Raw genomic sequence first — 20385 nt, 5'->3', positions numbered from 1 at the left:
TGCTATAAATCCTATTTATTAGTATCGAATGGAGAATTATAGTATTTTACTGATTATTCTGGGTCTGATGATTGTTTTATCGGCTGTTGCTACCAGAATAAAAATCCCTTATCCTATTTTATTAGTGAGTGCTGGTATTGGTATTGGCTTTATACCGGGTGTTCCCACTATTATCCTGAATCCTGAAATTGTATTTCTGATTTTTCTCCCACCTTTGCTATTTGATGCCGCGTTTAATATTTCGTATAAAGATTTGAAAAATAATCTGGCCACTATCGGCACACTGGCTATACCCTTGGTATTTTTAACAACTACTGCCATTGCTGTAGCAGCGCATTACCTGATACCGGGAATGTCTTGGTCTATTTCATTTGCCTTAGGTGCTATCCTCTCTCCGCCCGATGCTGTGGCGGCTACCAATGTAACCAAAGGCTTAGGCTTATCCCATCGAACGCTCACCATTCTGGAAGGAGAAAGCCTGGTCAATGATGCCTCAGGTTTAATTGCTTTTCGCTTTGCAGTGGCAGCCATTGCAGGTACAAATTTCGTTATCTGGAAAGCTGGCTTGCAATTTTTAATAGTAGCTGTTGGCGGATTCTTTGTCGGGATTGTGATTGGCAGAATTTTAGCTTTTTTCTTGCTTCGGGTTTACAATAATAATTTGATTGCCATCAGTGCAATAGCATTAGCTCCGTTTATTAGTTATCTGATTGCGGAAGAGTTTCATGTTTCAGGCGTAATTGCCGTGGTAGTTTTAGGAGTTACGTTAGCCTATTATTCAGGAAAATTAATTTCTGCTGAGACCAGAAAACAAAACAAATCTTTTTGGGAAGTGATCATATTTCTGATGAATGGGGTAGTATTTATTCTCATTGGTTTGCAATATCCATTAGTTATTAAAAATATTAATCATGAGGATATCCTGCCATTTATTGGTTATGCTTTTCTGATAAGTTTTATCATGCTTGTTTTAAGGATTTTCTGGGTATTCGGACATAGCAAGAATCTAAAAAAAGCCATTGATAAACGTACGCAAAATATCATGGGCTTCAGAACCAGACTATATGCTGATGAAAAAATCGACTGGAAAAACTCCATGATAATTGGTTGGGCGGGTATGAGAGGTATTGTCTCATTGGCCTCTGCCCTATCATTACCATTTGTATTGAGTGATGGTACTCCATTCGTACAGCGGGATGCTGTTATCTTTATATCAGTGGTAGTCGTATTAATTACGCTAATTATTCAGGGACTTACTTTACCTTTAATAGTAAGAGCTTTGGATAGAACAGAAAAACAAAAAACGCCTTCAACCTTATGAAAAAACTTTTATTAGCCTTTGCCATTTTTATTGGCCTTTATTCTTGCAAATCGGGTAAATCAGGTGCTGATAATTATACCAAGAAAACCTGGATTTTTCTGATGGCAGGGCAATCGAATATGGCTGGTCGGGGAATTATAGAGGCTCAGGATACAATAAACAATAAAAGGATTCTGACAATTAACAAGGATTTCCAGATTATCAAAGCCAAAGAACCCATACATTTTTATGAACCAAATTTAAAAGGATTGGATTGTGGCCTTTCATTCGCAAAAACCTTGTTAAAAGATATTGATAAATCTATTACAATTTTGATAATTCCAACAGCCGTTGGTGGAAGTTCAAGCCGACAATGGTTAGGAGATTCTGTGCATAGAAATGTGCAGTTGCTGACTAATTTCCGGCAGAAAGTGGAATTTGCCAAGACGCAGGGCACTATCAAAGGAATCCTATGGCATCAGGGAGAAAGCGATGCCAATGTAAAAGCAATTCCTTTGTATAAAGATAATCTAAGAAAATTATTCAGTATTTTTAGAAAAGAGACTGAAAACGACAAATTACCAATTCTGGTAGGTGAGTTAGGGTCTTATTCTAATTCACCTACCGAATGGAATGCGATTAATGAGATTATCAAACAATATGTTGCCTCTGACCCAAATGCCTATTTAATCAGCACGAATGACTTGAAACATAAGGGTGATTTTATCCATTTTGATTCAGAAGGTCAACGTCTGATGGGTCAAAGATTTGCAGAAGCCTATCTCAAATTAATGAAGTAAGTTAAATACTTGCTTCATTAATTCTTTCTACAGGATTCATTACGTACGTCAGCACATCATCATTCTTCTTAAGCTCCACAATTCTGAATCCTCTATAAGGTGTCCCCCAGCTACCACCGATATGCGAATCAAATAAATAAGGAACTCCATCTTTCATTTTTACACCCTCCTGGTTGTGGTCGTGCCCATTAAATACGCCCCTTACATTTTTATACTTCTTTAGTAGGTCCTGAAACTCTACACAGTCTCTGCCATTATCTGTCCATTTTACAGGTGTAATATGAACAATAATAAAGATGTTTTTCTTGTCTTTATGTTCTTCCAATTTATTTTTAAACCAGCTTACATTCGGGCAAAGGTATTCTCCTTTGATATTAGAAGTAGTTCCAAACAAAAAAGCACTGTCTTTCATTACTACATCATAATCCATTGGCATTTTCCAGGTTTGCTCCCATATTTCAGGAGATACCCTGTCGTGATTGCCTTGAGTGACATAATAAGGCATTTCTAATCCGTCTAAAGCTTTTTTTGCAGCAGGTAGGAAATCAGGATTATCATGAATCACATCGCCATTGAAAATACATAAGTCAAGTTTTGCCTGTTTATTCTGCAAATTAATTTGCTTCACTGCAGTATCAAAATAACTGGCAAATTCAGTTTTTGCTTCTCCATAATGACCATCAGAGGCAACGGCAAATCTTAATTTATTTTTTTTGGCAAATGATTCAGAACCCAAAGCTGGAATAATACTTCCATCGGCCAATAAGATGGTAGCTAAAGAAATGTTTTTTAGAAACTCACTGCGTTTCATAGGTGGAGGATATTAAGTTTTTCAATTTTCAAAACTACGTAATTTATTATTGTTAATTTGGCAGTGAGATATTAAGATTCAATAAAAATTTGAAGGTTATCTTCTGATAGACCAATGACTGAGCTGGAAAAATATATTAATTCTTATTTTGGTGTTGAGCAAGAAGACTTATTACAGATAAGTACAATGTTTAAACCACAGGCTTTACATAAAGGAGATTTCTATTTAAAAACCGGAAGATATTGTGAGAAACTAAGTTTTATCAAATCCGGTTTGCTTCGGATATACGTAAGTACAGAAGACAAAGAAGTAACGCAATGGATTTCAACCAAAGGTTATTTTATCACCGATCTTTCCAGTCTGGTCTTTGATACACCGGCCCGATGGACAATACAGGCCCTGACCGATGTTGAATTATATACGATTAAAAAAGACGATTATAATCAGTTAGGTAATAAAATCGCGAAATGGCATTTGCTTGAAAAACTTTTCATTGCCAAATGTTTCACCACTTTGGAAGAGCGAATTTTCAGCCATTTATCCATGACGGCCGAAGAACGGTATCATTTCTTTTTTCAGCAAAACCGAGAATTATTTAATCAGGTACCTCTTCAGTATATCGCCTCTATGCTGGGCATGACACCAGAAACTTTTAGCAGAATCAGAAGAAAGGCGATTTCTTGATTTTTGTCAAGAGCATGAATCTGTTTATTGCTGACCTTTGTCCTATCAAAATAAACAATAAACAAATATGCAAACGATATTAGGAGCCAACGGAGCCATAGGTACAGAGCTAGCCAAAGCCTTGAAAAATTATACGAAAGACATTCGTCTGGTAAGTCGTAATCCGAAAAAAGTAAATGATACTGATAGTCTTTTCTCTGCCGATTTAACTAATCGGGAAGCGGTTTTTAAAGCTATTAAGGGGTCTGAAATTGTCTACCTGACCATAGGATTTGAATATAAATTAAGCGTTTGGCAAAAGCAATGGCCTTCATTAATGCAAAATGTAATTGATGCCTGCATTGAAAATAATAGCAAACTGGTTTTCTTTGATAATGTATATATGATTGGTGGCGATAATGTAAAACATATCACTGAAGAATCACCATTTAGCCCGACAAGTAAAAAAGGAGAAATCAGGATGGCGCTAGATCAGATGATTCTGGATGCGATCAAAGAAGGAAGGCTTCAGGCTATTATCGCTCGTGCAGCTGATTTCTATGGGGCAATAAAAGATGTCAGTGTTTTGATGGAATTAGTCTATAAAAATCTGGTGGCCGATAAAAAAGCACAATGGTTTTTCAATGCGAAAGTAAAACACTCCTTTACCTACACGTCTGATGCCGGAAAAGCCACAGCGATGCTGGGAAATACACCGGAAGCCTATAATCAAATCTGGAATCTGCCGACCGACCGAAATTCTTTAACAGGCGAAGAATGGATACAACTATTTGCTAAAGAGATGGGCAAAACTGCTAAATATCAGTTGTTCCCGACTTTTCTAGTAAGATTGGCAGGGGTTTTCGTTCCATTCCTGAAAGAAATTTATGAAATGCGATACCAGTATGATAGAGAATACTTTTTTGATAGTAGAAAATTTGAAAAGTATTTCAACTTTAAGCCCACTAGCTATCAACAGGGAGTAAAAGAGATATTAAAACATTATTCAATCAGTAAAGCTTAGTCTAAATTTTTCTGTTCTGTGCTATTAAGCCTCTGAAAAAGATTACAGCGCCAAACAAAATAACCCCATACAGGATGACAACGATTTCTTCTGTTACAATATAAGAAATCGCAGCTATTAATATTCCTCCAAACATCATGATTGCCCCTGCAATTAAACCTAAAGGGGCATCTTTTTTCTCTTTCCTGAGTGTTTCAGCATAATAAAATTCAAAGTCATCTTTAAATTTTTCAGCCAGTTTTTCCGTTTCTTCAAGGTTTCCTCCAGCCTCAACAATCATATTTTTTACTTCCTTCTGCCCTCCTCCATTGACGTAGATTTGAAAAGCTCTTTGTTGCAGAAAACGAATATCTCTCTCAGGAATCATAGTCTTGTTTAATAGTGGTTAAAAGAAAAAATCACAGCCTTACACGACTACACAATTTTAATGCTTTTTAATTCAAATCACAAAATTTACATAAAAACTCAGGATAGAAATATTATGAGAAATCATTAAAAATCCTGTACGGTATCGGACAAGACAACTGTACGATTTCGGACACCTGAAAAGCAAAAAATGATTGAAAAAGCCTGGTTTATTTCTGTTTTTCAGCTTGGCATGTCATTTGTGCCAATTACATTGACGTGAATCATGTTTAAATTTTGTTTCTTTCCTCCCACATAGCTTATTTTCGTCAATTAATTTTATTTAAACCTGATTCATAATTAAAGTATTATGCGAAGAACCTATTTAGGGGAGTTTGAAGAAATTGTTCTATTGACAGTTGCCATTTTAGGTGATGGTGCTTATGGAGTGACAATAACAGAAGAGATTGAACAACAAACAGGGCGTTCAGTAAGTATCAGTGCAGTTCATGCCGCTTTGCACCGTTTGGAAGAAAAAAGTATGCTAAGCTCTTATATGGGAGACGCAACATCAGAACGTGGAGGGCGTCGAAAACGTCTGTTTTCAGTAACAGCAGCAGGTAACCGTACATTGGACGAAATTCGTTTATTGCGTAACCGGATGTGGGATTCAATTCCCCCACAAAGTTTGATTACGATTAGCATTTAACACCAATAATTTGCCTTCTGCATCTTATTCATTAAATATTACCATTTAACCATAACTAAGTCCTTTTCCCTCTCAAAATTATGATAAGCAATTACTTGACTCTTGCCTTTCGAAACCTGTTCAAAAACCGGGTTTCATCTATTATTAATATTGGTGGTCTTGCCGTAGGCATGGCTGTAGCTGTTTTGATGCTCATCTGGGTTCAGAATGAATTGAGTTTTGATACCTACCATCAGAAATCAGATAGAATCAAACAAATAATTTCACACAATAAGGTAAACAAAGAAGAAACCTGGCATTGGTCTACGACTCCGATGCTGCTAGCGGAGCAGTTGAAACAATTGCCGGAAGTAGAAGCGGTTACCCGAACAACCAGCCCGTTTTGGAATGGTGCATCTATGAAAGTCGGAGAAAATTTGTCTATCGAAAAAAGGATAGCATGTGTAGATAATAACTGGTTTGATGTATTTGATTATCCATTAGTTGATGGTAACATCGGTGAGTTTACCAAAAACCCGAGAAGCATTGCATTGACCGAGTCAAAGGCCATACAATTATTTGGTAATGCCAAAGCTAATGGTAAAATCATAAGAATTGACACATTAGATTATATGGTAAGGGCCGTTTATAAAGATAATCCTACCAACTCAAGCTTCCAGTTTGATTTCTTGTTACCTATGGCTGTTCATCTTTCAAACCCAAAAACTTTTGAAAACGACAGTAACTGGGGCAATTTTAATTATGAAACTTTTATTTTGGTAAAGCCAAACGCTAATGTTTCAAAATTAGACCAAAAAATCTCAAGAGTTCTTCAAGTTGCACGAAAAGATGAAAAGACGGGCAAACTGGATGATAGTGTTACATTAGAGGCAGAACCGATTGCCGCTATTCATACAGATGGTATAGAGCGTTTTCGTGATACCACAAAAGGTGATGCTAAAACTACTTATATTTTCCTTGCGCTAGCATTTATTATTCTTATTACCGCTTGTATCAACTATGTAAATCTGGCTACGGCAAAGGCCAGTTTAAGAGCCAAAGAAGTAAGTGTAAAAAAAATTATCGGGGCAGAATATTCGCAACTATTTACCCAGTTTATGGTAGAATCCGTTTTAATGTGTATATTGGCTTTGGGTGTCGCTTTATGTCTGGCTTATAGTTTATTACCTGTCTTTAACGAATTGGCAGATAAACAATTTACATTGAACCTGTCTAATCCTACGATTTGGTATGTACTTTTAGGCACTACGTTTTTATCTATCCTGTTAACAGGAATTTATCCTGCAATCCTGCTTTCCTCATTCCAGCCAATCCGGGCATTAAGAGGTTTGAATATTCTTAAATCAAATAACAGTTCTTTCCGTAAAACACTGGTAATAGTCCAGTTTGTGGTTTCTTCTGTTTTTCTGATTGCTACGTTGGTTGTGTTTCAACAGATAAAATTTGTCAGAAACATGAATTTAGGCTATGAAAAAGCTAATATGTTTGAATTCATGATTCCCTGGAATATGACTTCTAAGATTGATATAAATACGGCAAAAGCACGCCTTTTAGCTGAATCGAGCATTGAAGCTATTACTACTGCAAGCGGAAATATTATAGATATTAAAAGTTCACATAGTGGAAGTTTAGATTGGGATGGGCGCCCTGAAGACTTTCAGCCAACGGTTGCTCAAATGGCAGTAGAACACAATTACCAGAAAGTTTTTGATCTAAAAATGGCTAGTGGGCGCTGGTTCGAAGAAAATATCGGAACTGACAAGGAAAATGTAGTGCTGAACGAAACGGCGGTAAAAAAATTCAAGATAAAAAATCCTGTTGGCAAGCGCTTTCATTTTCATGGCAATAAGGGCATAATTGTAGGTGTTGTAAGAGATTTTCATTTCAAAAGTGTACATGAACAGATTGGCCCACTCGTATTGTTCAATTCTTCGAACTGGCGCGGCAATGTATTTGTGAAACCTGTAAAAGGCAAAGAGCAGGAGGCAATCAGAGCATCTGAAAAATTATGGTCAGAATTTATTCCTACAAGACCTCTGGAATATCATTTTTTAAATGAAACTTTCGAAAGACTTTATAGTAACGAACAACGCATTGCTACCTTATTTAATGCATTTGCAATAGTAGCCGTCTTCGTTTCATGTTTAGGTTTATTTGGTCTGGCAGCATTTGCGGCAGAGCAACGTACTAAAGAAATTGGCATACGCAAAGTTCTAGGTGCCTCGGTAAGCAGTATTACCGTTCTTCTATCAAGTGACTTCTTAAAACTGGTTGGTATTGCTTTCATTCTGGCTTGTCCGCTGTCTTACTATTTTATGAACAAATGGTTGGAGGATTTTGCCTATCGTATCAATATAGAATGGTGGTTCTATGCCATTATCGGGTTTTTAATCATTGGTGTTGCAGTGGCAACGGTTGGTTATCAATCAATAAAAGCGGCTCTAACTAATCCTGTAAAATCTTTAAAAGCGGAATAACTGGAAAAAGGAATATGGAAAAAGGAGAATGGAAATCTATCTTTTTCATTACGAATAAACTTCATATTCCTTTCTGCATTTTCCTTTCTCCTCAAAATTATGATACTTAACTATTTCAAAATCGCATTCAGAAACCTTTTAAAACATAAAGGGTATTCTCTTATTAACATCGTGGGTTTAGCTACTGGAATGGCTGTTGCCATGCTGATTGGTTTATGGGTTTATGATGAGGTATCTTACGACAAATACCATCAGAACTATAACCGTATTGCTCAGGTAATGCAAAATCTGACGAATAACGGTGAAACCACTACGCAGGTATATGTTCCCTACCCATTAGCTACTGAAATCCGTAAGAATTATGGTAGTGATTTTAAACAAGTAGTTTTAGCTACTGGAACAGGCTCGCATACACTAAGTGTGGGAGAAACCAAAATCAACCAGAGAGGTACTTTTTTTGAACCAGAGATTACCGAGTTATTAAGTCTGAAAATGCTGAAAGGCACGAGAGAGGGTTTGAAAGACCAAAATTCAATTTTACTATCTGAAACACTATCAAAAGCACTTTTTGGAGATTCAGAACCTATTAATCAATTGGTTAAAATTGGTAATGACTGGAATGTAAAGGTGACCGGGGTTTATGAAGATTTGCCTAAAAACACAACTTTCCACGAAGTGGCTTTCATGGCTCCGTGGGATTTATATTTTAACAATACCGAATGGGTCAGAACGGCACAAGACCCGTGGAGACCAAATGCGTTCCAAATTTATGCGCAATTGAACGAAAACGCAGATTTAGATAAAGTTTCTTTGAAAATAAAAGATGCTAAACTCAATAAAGTAAACAAAGATTTAGCTAAGAAAAAACCTGAGCTATTTTTATCTCCTATGAGCCGCTGGCATTTGTATTCTGAATATAAAAATGGTATAAATACAGGCGGACGTATTCAATATGTTTGGTTATTTGGCATTATAAGTATTTTTGTATTGCTTTTGGCCTGTATCAATTTTATGAATTTGAGCACAGCCAGAAGCGAAAAACGCGCAAAAGAAGTAGGTATCAGAAAAGCCATTGGTTCAATAAGATTTCAGTTGATTGCTCAATTCTTTAGCGAATCTTTATTGGTAGTCAGTATTGCGTTTGTGCTTGCCTTATTATTCGTTCAATTAAGCCTTCATGCTTTCAATCAAATTGCAGATAAGGAAATGAGTATTCTCTGGACAAGCCTACCTTTCTGGATTTCGAGTGCTGTTTTCTGTTTGCTTACAGGATTTATTGCTGGTAGTTACCCTGCTTTTTACTTATCATCCTTTCAACCTATTAAGGTATTAAAAGGTACTTTTAATGTAGGCCGTTTTGCAGCTATTCCACGCAAAGTGTTAGTGGTAGTTCAGTTCACTGTTTCGGTTACTCTGGTTATAGGTACCATTATTATATTTAAACAAATTCAGTTTGCCAAAGATCGCCCTATTGGTTATGATACTAATGGCTTAGTGTCTGTCAGCATTGCTACCAACGAAATACACAAACATTTTGATGCAGTTAAAAGCGAACTAATAGATTCAGGTGTTATTTCAGAAATGGCAGAAACCAGTAACCCAACAACCGAAATATGGGGTACCAGTAGCGGGTTTGAATGGAGAGGTAAAGACCCTAATCTGCCAGTTGATATAGCCATGACAGGTATTTCTTTTGATTATGCCAAAACGATAGATTTAAAATTTAAAGAAGGCCGTAGTTTCTCCCGTGATTTTGCTTCTGATTCATCAGGATTGATTATCAATGAAGCTGCTGCTAAATTCATGGGATTGCAAAACCCTATTGGCGAGACCATTAAATGGTTTGGTACATCTCTAAAAGTAGTGGGAGTCGCAAAAAACATGGTCATGCAATCACCGTTTGAGCCAGTGAAACCTGTCATTTTTTATCCATTAAATGTCAATGAAGCAGGTTCTATTATTCTGGTTAAAATAAACCCTAAGTCGAGTGCCAAAGAAGCTATTGAGAAATTGGGAACTACTTTTAAGAAATATAACCCTACGCAACCATTCCAATATCAATTTGTTGATGATGATTATAGTAAGAAATTCGATAATGAAGAGCGTATCGGGAAACTCGCTACTTTCTTTGCGATATTGGCAATTTTCATTAGTTGCTTAGGTTTATTTGGCTTAGCCTCATTTGTGGCCGAACAACGTACAAAAGAAATTGGCGTTAGAAAAGTTTTAGGGGCATCAGTCTTTAATTTATGGCAATTATTATCAAAAGATTTTATTATACTAGTTCTGATTTCTCTTTTCATAGCAGCACCGATTGCATATTATTTCATGAATGGGTGGATTCAGAAATATGCTTATCGTACGGATATATCCTGGTGGATTTTTGTAGCAGCTAGCGTCGGAGCGATTGTGGTCACACTGCTTACAGTAAGTTTTCAGGCAATTAAAGCTGCCTTAATGAATCCTGTGAAGTCTTTAAAAACGGAATAATTGAAGAAAGGAAAAAGGAAAAAGCATAATAAAAAATCTCATTTGAGTTAAAAACATTCTTGTTCCTTTAACCTTTTTCCATTAACCCCTAACATTTATGATTCGAAACTATTTAAAAATCGCATTCAGAAGTTTATTAAAAAATAGACTATACAGTGTACTTAATATATTAGGATTAAGCGTGGGTTTTGCCGCCACATTGACTATTGCTTTCTGGATAGAGAACCAATTAGGGTTCGATACCTATAACCGGAATTATGAAAAAGTAGGTATGCTCCAGAAGAATCTGCTTTACAATGGCAGTATTAATACAACAGAATCGAATCCGATTCCCTTGGCAGCGGCACTTCGTAATGAGTATGGTCAGTATTTCGATGAGGTGGTAGTATCTTCCTTTGGAGGAGAACAAGCATTGAAATATAAAGAAGCTTCTGTTGTGAAAAGAGGTTACTTTATGGAAAAAGGTGGTGATAAAATCATTGATTTACAAGTTGTTAAAGGATCCCCTACTTTTCCTCTTGATCCTACTTCAATTCTTATCAGTCAGCGAACAGCTTCGGCTTTGTTTGGGACTGAAAATCCTATCAATAAAACCATTAATTTCAATAATAAAGGTAATTTAAAAGTAGCAGGGGTTTACAAAGAATTTCCTTTAAATTCTACATTCAGGAATGTAGATTTCTATGCAGATTTTGAAGCATATGCCAATATGGAAGATTGGGTTGAGAATTCGAAATCCTTGTGGGAAGAAAGTTCATTTCCGATCTATATAAAATTAGCACAGAATACCGACTTTGAGATAGTTTCAAAAGCCATTGCAAAAACGCTACAACCACATACAAAAGATAAATCTCAACCAGAGCTCTTTATTCACCCTATGTCAAATTGGCGTTTGTATCCGGCATTTGAAAATGGTAAACCAGTAGGCTTAGGGCTCAATAGTTTAATTATTTATGCCACTATTGGCATCTTTATTCTGCTCTTGGCCATTATCAATTTTGTTAATCTGGTCACGGCTCGTGCCAGTTTGAAAGCCAAAGAAATTGGTGTTAGAAAAGCCATTGGTTCAAGCCGTAAAGGTATTCTTCAAATGGTATATGCCGAGGTTGCCTTATTAGTGATTATTGCAGGATTTTTAGGTTTAATTTTAACTCATTTTTTTGTGGTATGGTTTAATACACTTACCACCATAAAAATCGAAATCAATTTAACTGATCCTCTTTTCGCGCTCAAATTCTTTTCGGCGATTATCCTAATTATTCTATTAGCAGGAATCTACCCTGCTCTCTATTTATCTTCTTTTAGTCCGATAAAAATATTGAAAGGTTTGAAAATTGGTTCTGGCAAAGAAGTTTTATTGAGAAAATCGCTTGTTGTATTTCAATTTACTATTTCGGTAATGATGCTCGTGGCAATGATTGTCATCCGTCAACAGCTAGAATATGGGATGAACCGACCGATGGGTTATGATAAAAACCGTTTGATACAGATTCAGAAGAACACCCCTGGCTTAAGAGGACATTTCTGGGCTATGCGTGAACAATTGTTAGCCTCGGGAGCAGTTGAAGAAATGGCCGAGATGAATACGCCATTAGCAGAAAACTGGCATAATCAATCAGGCATTAATTGGAGAGGGAAACCACAAAATAGTTCAGAGAGTTTCGGTGAAGTAATTGTTACCCCTGAATTTGGTAAAACCGTCAACTGGAAAATTGTTGAAGGACGAGATTTCAGCCGTAAATTCCAGACGGATACTGGTACAGTCATTCTGAATAAATCGGCTGCTAAACTTATTGGATTCAAGAAGCCTCTGTTAGAAACCATTGAATATAGCGGCAATAAATACAATATTATCGGTATTGCCGAGGATATTATTTTTGATTCACCTTATGATAACGCCAAACCAACCGTATTCTTTATGCGCTTGGCCAACGCTCCATTTATTACTTTGAAACTATCTCAGAATTTATCAGCCAATGAAGCGGTTAGCAGAATCGAAAAAGTAGTAAAAAGTTTCGATAGAGAAGCCACTCTTAATATCAAATTTGCAGACGCTGAACTGGAATCAAAATTCTGGCGTGAAAAACGCGCCTTAGAAATGATTAGTGTTTTTACCTTCGTTGCCATATTCATTTGCTGCTTAGGTTTATTTGGTTTAGCAACTTTTACCGCCGAACGCCGAACCAAAGAGATTGGCATCAGAAAAGTATTGGGTGCTTCCGTTTTCGGTATTACAGGTCTATTATCTAAAGATTTCTTACAACTAGTTTTTGTTTCGATTATTATGGCTAGTCCAATTGCTTATTATTTTATGAATAAATGGCTGTTGGGTTTTGTCTATCGGATAAGCATTGAGTGGTGGGTATTTGTGGCAGCCGGTGGTGCCGCAGTCTTAATTGCCTTTTTAACTGTGGGTTATCAAGCTATTAAAGCCGCCTTGATGAATCCGGTAAAATCGTTAAAAACAGAATAACTGAAGAAAGGAAAATGGAAAAAGGAGAATGGTTGGCATATCATTTATCACTCAAAAATCCTTGTTCCTTTAACCTTTTTCCATTAACCAACATACGTTATGATAAGCAATTACTTCAAAATCGCATTTCGAAACCTTTTGAAATACAAAGGATATTCGTTCATTAACATTTTTGGATTAGCTACCGGCATGGCTGTAGCAATGCTCATTGGTCTCTGGATTTATGATGAATTGTCTTACGACAAATATCATGAAAATTATGACCGCATTGCACAAGTGATGCAAAACCAGCATTATAATGGGCAAAGTGCTACGCATACTTCAATGCCCTATTTAATGGCTGAAGAAATCCGTAATAATTATGGCAGTGATTTCAAATATGTTCTGCAATCGTCCTGGACATCTGGGCATATATTAACTTATGGAGAAAAGAAATTTTCTAAAAGCGGGAATTTCTTTGAGCCACAAGTAACTGATATGCTTTCGTTGAATATGTTAAAAGGCACAAGAGCTGCCCTGAAAGAACCTAATTCTATTATCCTATCAGAATCTTATGCAAAAGCTTTTTTTGGTGCTACTGACCCTATGGATAAGGTGATGAAACTGGATAATAAAACTAATGTCAGAGTGACAGGAGTGTACGAGGATTTGCCGTATAATTCAAGTTTCAGAGATATGAACTATGTAATGCCCTGGGAATTATATCTGATTACGAATGACTGGATCAAAAAAATGGAAGATCCTTGGGGAAGCAATTTTACACAAGCTTTTGCTCAAATAGCCGATAAGGCTGATATGGAAGTGGTTTCAAAGAAGATAATAAAAGCTAAGTATAATAGAGTTGGCAAAGATGACCAGAAATATAATCCTGAACTTTTTTTACATCCTTTAAGCAAGTGGCATTTATATCCTGAGTTTAAAGATGGTAAAAATACTGGCGGCAGAATTGAATTTGTCTGGCTTTTCGGTATCATTGGTATCTTTGTATTACTTTTGGCCTGTATCAACTTCATGAATCTGAGCACTGCGCGTAGCGAGAAAAGAGCAAAGGAAGTTGGAATCCGAAAAGCAATTGGTTCGGTTCGTAGCCAGTTGATTATTCAGTTTTTTAGTGAATCAATATTGGTAGTGGCTTTGGCATTCATATTGTCATTTGTGCTTGTTCATTTTGCACTACCGTTCTTCAATGAATTAGCGGATAAGAAAATATCTATTCTCTGGACAAATCCAGTATTCTGGCTAGCTGGTATTACTTTCACCGTATTTACAGGTCTGATTGCAGGAAGCTATCCTGCACTTTATTTATCTTCATTCCAGCCCGTTAAAGTATTAAAAGGCACTTTTCGTGTAGGAAGATTTGCTGCCATTCCTCGCAAAGTATTAGTAGTACTTCAATTTACTGTTTCAGTTACGCTGATTATTGGAACTATCATTGTTTTCCGCCAGATTCAACATGCTAAAGACCGACCAATTGGTTATAATCGTGATGGATTGATTAATATCTATATGATGACTTCCGACATTCATAATCATTTTGAAGCTGTAAGAAATGAATTAATCAGTTCGGGTGCTATTATGGAAATGACGGAATCAGGCAGTCCAACCACGGAGGTATGGAATACAAACGGTGGATTTGAATGGGAAGGTAAAGACCCGAGTCTGGCAGTTGATTTTCCGAACAATGGTGTAACGCATGGTTATGGAAAAACAGTGGGTTGGCAGTTTAAACTCGGCAGAGATTTTTCTAGAGAATTTGCCACAGATTCAACTGCCTTTGTGATTAATGAAGCTGCTGTTAAGTTTCTTGGCTTCAAAAATCCAATTGGCAAGATTATTAAATGGAATGGTACACCTTATACGGTTATTGGGGTTGTGAAAGATATGATTGTACAATCGCCTTATGCGCCTACAAGAGGTTCTTTGTTTCATATTTCAAAGGATTCTGAAAATGTGATGATTCTCAAATTGAACCCTAATAAAAGTTCAAGAGAGGCATTGGCAAAAATTGAGACCATTTTCAAAAAATATAACCCGTCCGCACCGTTCGAATATAAATTTGTCGATGAAGAATATGCAAGAAAATTCGGTGATGAAGAACAAGTTGGTAAACTGGCAACGTTCTTTGCGATTCTTGCCATTTTTATTTCTTGCCTTGGATTATTTGGTTTAGCTTCTTTTGTGGCCGAACAACGAACTAAAGAAATTGGGGTAAGAAAGGTTTTAGGCGCTTCGGTAATGAATCTCTGGCAATTGCTTTCTAAAGATTTTGTGATTCTTGTGCTTATTTCATGTCTTATTTCTATACCAATTGCCTATTTTTATCTGAATGGCTGGCTGAAACGTTATGAATATCGCACCGATATTTCATGGTGGGTTTTTGTGGTATCAATTGCAGGCGCATTACTCATCACGCTACTTACCGTTAGTTTTCAGGCCATTAAAGCTGCAACGACCAATCCAGTCAAATCTTTGAAGACTGAATAGTTTGGCATGGGGCAAGGTGCATAGGGTTGACAACTCTGATTAAAGTATTAGATTTTATGGAATAGTGTTACATAAAGACAGATCAAGGGCAGATAAAATTATCTGCCTTTTTTTTGTAACATTCTGTAATCTCAATCGTCTGTGCAGTAGGAGATTATAGCGCTATTTTCTATTCAATAAAAACTAAAATTATGATTGGTAATTACTTTAAAATCGCATTCCGTAACCTTCAAAAAAACAAAGGTTATTCATTCATTAACATTATGGGTCTTGCTATGGGCATGGCTGTCGCTATGCTTATCGGCTTTTGGGTTTATGATGAACTTAGTTATGATAAAGCATTCGACAACTATGAAACACTAGGTCGGGCCGGTATTTACCAAACGTTTAATGGACAGCGTAACCCTCAGACTTCCATATCGTTACCATTAAAAAAGGAGTTGCAAAAATTCTCTGATTTCAAAGATATCAGCCTTACTTCCTGGAACTTTGAGCACATTTTAGCTAATGGTGAAGACAAATTCATCAAAAATGGTATGTATGTAGAGCCTGAATTTACCAGAATGTTATCACTAAAAATGGTGAGTGGCATTCAGAATGGTTTAACTGATGTAAATGTCATCATGTTATCAGAATCGACGGCGAAATCACTTTTTGGAGATATAGATCCGGTTGGAAAAAGCATTAAACTGGACAATAGAGCCAATCTGAATATCACAGGTGTTTTTAAAGATTTTCAACAGAACTCTGAATTCGGCGATGTTAATTACCTTATCTCCTGGAATTATTATATAAGCGAACAATCATGGGTTAAAAATGCATTGGATCAATGGGGGAACAACTCATGGCAATGTTTCGTGCAGTTTAATTCAAATGCTAATAGTGAAAGCGTTTATCCTAAAATTAAAGATATTGTCTTTAAAAATTCTAATAGAGAAGGTAAAATCGCAAAACCGGAATTATTTATTTACCCTATGTCTAAATGGCATTTGTATAGTGGCGTTGAAAACGGAAAGTTGACAGGCGGAAGAATTAAATATGTCTGGCTTTTTGGCATTATCGGGGCATTTGTTTTGCTTCTGGCTTGTATTAATTTTATGAACCTGAGCACAGCCCGAAGTGAAAAACGTGCCAAAGAAGTAGGAATTCGCAAAGCAGTAGGCTCAGTTCGTAGCCAGTTGATTAATCAGTTCCTGAGCGAATCGATATTGACTGCCTGTTTTGCGTTTATTATATCGATTATTTTGGTTTTACTTTCATTGTCTTGGTTTAGCGATGTAGCCGGCAAGAAAATCTCGATGCCTTGGTCGAATCTCTATTTATGGACAGGCAGCCTTGCCTTTGTATTGCTAACAGGCTTATTAGCAGGAAGTTACCCGGCAATTTATCTTTCTTCTTTCAAACCCATTAGCGTTCTAAAAGGTACTTTTAGAGTTGGTCGTTTTGCTTCAATTCCCCGAAAAGTGCTGGTAATTGTTCAGTTTAGTGTTTCTGTTACCTTGGTAATCGGCACTATGATTGTTTATCGTCAGATTCAATTTGCTAAAAACAGACCCATTGGTTATGATCGGAATAATTTGATTTATATTCCAATCAAAACACCTGAATTGGCCAAAGCGTATTATGAAACGCTACGAAATGAGTTAATCAATACTGGTGTTGTTGAAAATATGAGTAAATCAAATAGCCCTGTTTCACAAATCTGGTCAAATTCGAACGGATTTGACTGGGAAGGCAAAGACCCTGATGAACAACCTTCTTTTAGTCTGGTGGCTGTTACCCCTGATTTCGGCAAAACTGTTGGTATGGAAATTGTTCAGGGACGCGATTTCTCAAGAAATTTCAAGACCGATAGTGTCGCAATAGTCATCAATGAATCAGCAGTAAAAGTTCTGGGCTTTAATGATCCGATTGGCAAATATGTCAGATGGACTGATGGAAATCATACGATGGTGCAGATAATAGGAGTAGCAAAAGATATGATCACCCAATCGCCTTATTCTCCAACCCGCCCGGCCTTTTATTTTATGATTAATGCCTGGTATAATGTTTACTCTGTAAAACTTAACCCTACTATCAATGCCTCTGTTGCTCTGGAAAAAGTAGGTAGCGTATTCAGAAAAATAAACCCGGCGAGTCCTTTTGAATATCATTTCGTGGATGAAGATTACGGTAAAAAATTCGCGGCTGAAGAACGTATAGGTACGCTGGCTACATTCTTTGCAATACTTGCTATATTTATTTCTTGTTTAGGTTTATTTGGTCTGGCAAGCTTTGTTGCAGAGCAACGTACCAAAGAAATTGGTGTGCGCAAGGTATTAGGCGCTTCCATTATCAATCTTTGGCAATTATTATCAAAAGATTTTGTCACACTCGTATTTATTTCGTGTCTTATAGCTATTCCAATCTCTTATTTCTATCTGAACGACTGGCTGAGCAAATATGAATACCATACAGAAATCTCTTGGTGGATATTTGTAGTGGCTATTTTCGGGGCATTAGCTATTACGCTATTAACAGTCAGCTATCAGGCTATTAAGGCTGCGATGGTAAATCCGGTTAGGTCGTTGAAGACAGAATAAGAGGCCCCTACCCCTAAAGGGGAGTTTGGGAAGCAGGAATTTTTAATTATTTCACTAACTAAAATCCCCCTTTAGGGGCTAGGGGTTTGTTTGTTTTTTCATAAATTCTTTCGGGCTTTTTCCGAAATATTTCTTAAAGACTTTGGTAAAATAAGCAGGGTCAGAAAACCCTACGGCATATGCTATTTCTGAAATATTTTTATTCTCTGTTTTTAGCATAGTGGCGGCCTCTTCCAGTTTAAATGTTGTTATAAAGGTATTAGGTGTAATATTTAATTCTTCTTTAAAAATTCTTTGTAACTGACGAAGACTGACCCCTAATTCAGTTGCCAGATTGGCTGGTGTAATATCGTTACTTAATTGATTAATGACAAAAGCTCTTGCGTGTTTAACAATTGCTTTTTCAGCCTTTAAATCAATCGCCTTTAGGTTATTTTCTTCGGTTAGAATTGAAGCAATTTTTCTATCTACTTCAATTGATTTAGGCTGTATTTTTCGAAGTTTGTTATTTGATACCCATAGGTAGATTATTATTGGAGCAAAAAATAGAATAATACTTAGAGAAAGTACCCACCAATAATGTCCATAGCTTTCATTTAGTTTTTTCCACCTGGATGCACGACCAACCAATTTTGCCTTAGTCCATTTGTCTGGGTAACCGAAATCAGTATTACCGGTAATACTTTCATAACTATAATGTGGTATTGGATTGGTTTCAGGCAAAGGTTTAATATTGAGAAATTCGTCAGCATCATTAAAACAAATATCCATTTTAAAGAACTCTCCCTCAGTGGGTACAATTCCTATTGAAGCCCAGGGAATTCGAAATTCGATTGTGTAATTTTTATCCTGATCTTTACCGTTATTCAAACTCCCCTCTTTTATCGTTTTTGCTTCTATTACAAAATTAGTGGTAATGGTATCTTTAGGCACTAAGGCTTCATCTACTTGTATTAAAAATCTATCCCCTCCCCTGAAAACCGTTACATTCCCATTCAAATCAATAATAATCTGATAGTCAGAAGCATCCATTTTATACTTGCTATTGTTCCTGGCATCTATATATAATTCAATAGCATCATTAAAAGTCAGTCGTGGGCTACCACTTTTATCCAAAGCTAAATCTGTCAGATGTTTGTCCGTAACCTGAAACATGCCATATAAATTGTGCTCATCATAACCTAAAGCATACTTTACCTGATTCAGAGAGAGTACATTTTTAGCCTTTGATTTGAAATTATTGGCTTCAGATAGACTCCAATCCTTAGCAAACCCATCAATTATTGGTGCATTGTTTAAATAAGGAATAGAAATCTGTGCTTGAAGCCGGGAAACAAGCAGGAGTAAAAAGAAAGAAAAAAGCAGTTGTAATTTCAAGTGTCAAATAGAATTCAGGCTAAAGAAAAGACGTGGCAAGTAAATTAATTTTTCAGAAAATCCTTTATTTTTTTTCTGAAAACATTCTCACTTTGTAGTTTTGGATAAATTTATATAAACTTAATCAAAGTATAGATATGCAATATAGTTGCAAATATGTATATTTGAATAAAAATATCCTAAATGCTTAACGTTTCCAATCTCACATTTGCTTATAGTGCCCAAAAGAAATTCAATTTTCCATCTTTTTCCTGTGCTGAGCGTGATGCTGTACTAATATTAGGCAATTCAGGTACGGGAAAAACCACATTCCTGCATCTGCTGGCATTGTTACTTCAACCTCAAAGTGGCTCTATTCAAATCAATAATCAGGAATTTGCGCAGTTAAATCCAAAAGAAGCCGCTAAAATGCGAGCAACTCATTTGGGAATTATTTATCAGAAATCTCATTTTGTAAGTTCTTTGAGTGTATTAGATAATCTCCTGTTAGCCAATTATCTGGCAGATAAAGAATTATCAAAAGAGCAGGCAACTAAATTAGCAAAAAGTTTAGGTTTTTATGAGTTATTAGACAAAAAGACTAATCTTCTGAGTGGTGGCGAACAACAACGTGTAAGCATTGCCCGTGCATTGATGAATAATCCGGAAGTAATATTGGCTGATGAACCCACTTCTAACCTTGATGATGAAAATTGCGATAAAGTAATTAGTTTATTGGAAAATCAGTCGAAGAATATTGGAGCATCTTTAGTAATTGTTACGCATGACCAACGCTTGAAATCAAAATTCAGCAACAAAATTATTCTGAGCTAAATTATAAGTTCCTTAAACTGCCTTTATAAAACCCTAT

At 36.4% G+C, this 20385-nt stretch carries 14 protein-coding genes; 11 read left to right on the top strand and 3 right to left on the bottom strand.

Annotation, left to right across the window (positions count from 1 at the left end; all coding sequences use genetic code 11):
- Positions 1–28: 28 nt before the first annotated feature.
- Complete coding sequence (locus tag ACYVFA_RS14020; RefSeq protein WP_460472461.1) at positions 29–1321, top strand: cation:proton antiporter; 1293 nt, start codon at positions 29–31, stop codon at positions 1319–1321.
- Complete coding sequence (locus tag ACYVFA_RS14015) at positions 1318–2100, top strand: sialate O-acetylesterase family protein (RefSeq protein ID WP_460472460.1); 783 nt, start codon at positions 1318–1320, stop codon at positions 2098–2100. The genes ACYVFA_RS14020 and ACYVFA_RS14015 overlap by 4 nt, the downstream gene beginning before the upstream one ends.
- 1 nt (position 2101) lies before the next feature.
- Here the strand turns inward: ACYVFA_RS14015 and ACYVFA_RS14010 are convergent, their stop codons facing one another.
- Complete coding sequence (locus ACYVFA_RS14010) at positions 2102–2911, bottom strand: metallophosphoesterase family protein (RefSeq protein WP_460472459.1); 810 nt, start codon at positions 2909–2911, stop codon at positions 2102–2104.
- 114 nt (positions 2912–3025) lie between these two features.
- Between ACYVFA_RS14010 and ACYVFA_RS14005 the strand changes: the two genes are divergently transcribed.
- Entirely contained in the window at positions 3026–3595 is a 570-nt protein-coding gene (locus ACYVFA_RS14005) for a Crp/Fnr family transcriptional regulator (protein ID WP_460472458.1), read from the top strand.
- Between the two features lie 67 nt (positions 3596–3662).
- Positions 3663–4598 carry a Rossmann-fold NAD(P)-binding domain-containing protein gene (locus tag ACYVFA_RS14000; protein WP_460472457.1) on the top strand — a complete coding sequence of 312 codons (936 nt, stop codon included), beginning with the start codon at positions 3663–3665 and terminating at the stop codon, positions 4596–4598.
- A gap of 1 nt (position 4599) precedes the next feature.
- Here the strand turns inward: ACYVFA_RS14000 and ACYVFA_RS13995 are convergent, their stop codons facing one another.
- A complete protein-coding gene (locus tag ACYVFA_RS13995; protein WP_460472456.1) occupies positions 4600–4965 on the bottom strand; it encodes a hypothetical protein in 366 nt (121 codons plus the stop codon).
- A 348-nt stretch (positions 4966–5313) separates the two neighbouring features.
- On the opposite strand from ACYVFA_RS13995, the gene ACYVFA_RS13990 reads away from it, so the two are divergent.
- The 6 genes from ACYVFA_RS13990 to ACYVFA_RS13965 all read left to right on the top strand — a co-directional run bounded on the left by ACYVFA_RS13990 (position 5314) and on the right by ACYVFA_RS13965 (position 18158).
- Complete coding sequence (locus ACYVFA_RS13990) at positions 5314–5652, top strand: PadR family transcriptional regulator (protein ID WP_460472455.1); 339 nt, start codon at positions 5314–5316, stop codon at positions 5650–5652.
- A gap of 80 nt (positions 5653–5732) precedes the next feature.
- Entirely contained in the window at positions 5733–8129 is a 2397-nt protein-coding gene (locus tag ACYVFA_RS13985) for an ABC transporter permease (protein WP_460472454.1), read from the top strand.
- Positions 8130–8228: 99 nt separating this feature from the next.
- Positions 8229–10619 (top strand): ADOP family protein, encoded by a 2391-nt coding sequence (locus ACYVFA_RS13980; RefSeq protein ID WP_460472453.1) that lies wholly within the window; start codon positions 8229–8231, stop codon positions 10617–10619.
- A 97-nt stretch (positions 10620–10716) separates the two neighbouring features.
- Positions 10717–13092, top strand: coding sequence for an ABC transporter permease (locus ACYVFA_RS13975; RefSeq protein WP_460472452.1), 2376 nt, complete (start codon positions 10717–10719; stop codon positions 13090–13092).
- Between the two features lie 99 nt (positions 13093–13191).
- Positions 13192–15576, top strand: coding sequence for an ABC transporter permease (locus tag ACYVFA_RS13970; RefSeq protein ID WP_460472451.1), 2385 nt, complete (start codon positions 13192–13194; stop codon positions 15574–15576).
- 191 nt (positions 15577–15767) lie between these two features.
- Positions 15768–18158 (top strand): ADOP family protein, encoded by a 2391-nt coding sequence (locus ACYVFA_RS13965; RefSeq protein WP_460472450.1) that lies wholly within the window; start codon positions 15768–15770, stop codon positions 18156–18158.
- 78 nt (positions 18159–18236) lie between these two features.
- Here ACYVFA_RS13965 and ACYVFA_RS13960 read toward each other — a convergent pair whose 3' ends face one another.
- Complete coding sequence (locus ACYVFA_RS13960) at positions 18237–19535, bottom strand: helix-turn-helix domain-containing protein (RefSeq protein WP_460472449.1); 1299 nt, start codon at positions 19533–19535, stop codon at positions 18237–18239.
- 183 nt (positions 19536–19718) lie between these two features.
- Here ACYVFA_RS13960 and ACYVFA_RS13955 point away from each other — a divergent pair, with 183 nt between their 5' ends.
- The gene (locus ACYVFA_RS13955; RefSeq protein ID WP_460472448.1) at positions 19719–20348 is read left to right on the top strand and encodes an ABC transporter ATP-binding protein; all 630 of its coding nucleotides are present in this window, start codon (positions 19719–19721) and stop codon (positions 20346–20348) included.
- Positions 20349–20385 lie beyond the last annotated feature (37 nt).

The sequence above is a fragment of the Emticicia fontis genome (assembly GCF_054779675.1).
The sequence above is the reverse complement of the archived record's forward strand: the minus strand, read 5'-3'. Positions and strand labels throughout refer to the sequence as shown.

Excerpts from the sequence above, each read along its gene's own strand:
- ACYVFA_RS14020 (WP_460472461.1), top strand. The coding sequence starts at position 29 with ATGGAGAATTATAGTATTTTACTGATTATTCTGGGTCTGATGATTGTT.
- ACYVFA_RS14015 (WP_460472460.1), top strand. The coding sequence starts at position 1,318 with ATGAAAAAACTTTTATTAGCCTTTGCCATTTTTATTGGCCTTTATTCT.
- ACYVFA_RS14010 (WP_460472459.1), bottom strand. The coding sequence starts at position 2,911 with ATGAAACGCAGTGAGTTTCTAAAAAACATTTCTTTAGCTACCATCTTA.
- ACYVFA_RS14005 (WP_460472458.1), top strand. The coding sequence starts at position 3,026 with ATGACTGAGCTGGAAAAATATATTAATTCTTATTTTGGTGTTGAGCAA.
- ACYVFA_RS14000 (WP_460472457.1), top strand. The coding sequence starts at position 3,663 with ATGCAAACGATATTAGGAGCCAACGGAGCCATAGGTACAGAGCTAGCC.
- ACYVFA_RS13995 (WP_460472456.1), bottom strand. The coding sequence starts at position 4,965 with ATGATTCCTGAGAGAGATATTCGTTTTCTGCAACAAAGAGCTTTTCAA.
- ACYVFA_RS13990 (WP_460472455.1), top strand. The coding sequence starts at position 5,314 with ATGCGAAGAACCTATTTAGGGGAGTTTGAAGAAATTGTTCTATTGACA.
- ACYVFA_RS13985 (WP_460472454.1), top strand. The coding sequence starts at position 5,733 with ATGATAAGCAATTACTTGACTCTTGCCTTTCGAAACCTGTTCAAAAAC.
- ACYVFA_RS13980 (WP_460472453.1), top strand. The coding sequence starts at position 8,229 with ATGATACTTAACTATTTCAAAATCGCATTCAGAAACCTTTTAAAACAT.
- ACYVFA_RS13975 (WP_460472452.1), top strand. The coding sequence starts at position 10,717 with ATGATTCGAAACTATTTAAAAATCGCATTCAGAAGTTTATTAAAAAAT.
- ACYVFA_RS13970 (WP_460472451.1), top strand. The coding sequence starts at position 13,192 with ATGATAAGCAATTACTTCAAAATCGCATTTCGAAACCTTTTGAAATAC.
- ACYVFA_RS13965 (WP_460472450.1), top strand. The coding sequence starts at position 15,768 with ATGATTGGTAATTACTTTAAAATCGCATTCCGTAACCTTCAAAAAAAC.
- ACYVFA_RS13955 (WP_460472448.1), top strand. The coding sequence starts at position 19,719 with ATGCTTAACGTTTCCAATCTCACATTTGCTTATAGTGCCCAAAAGAAA.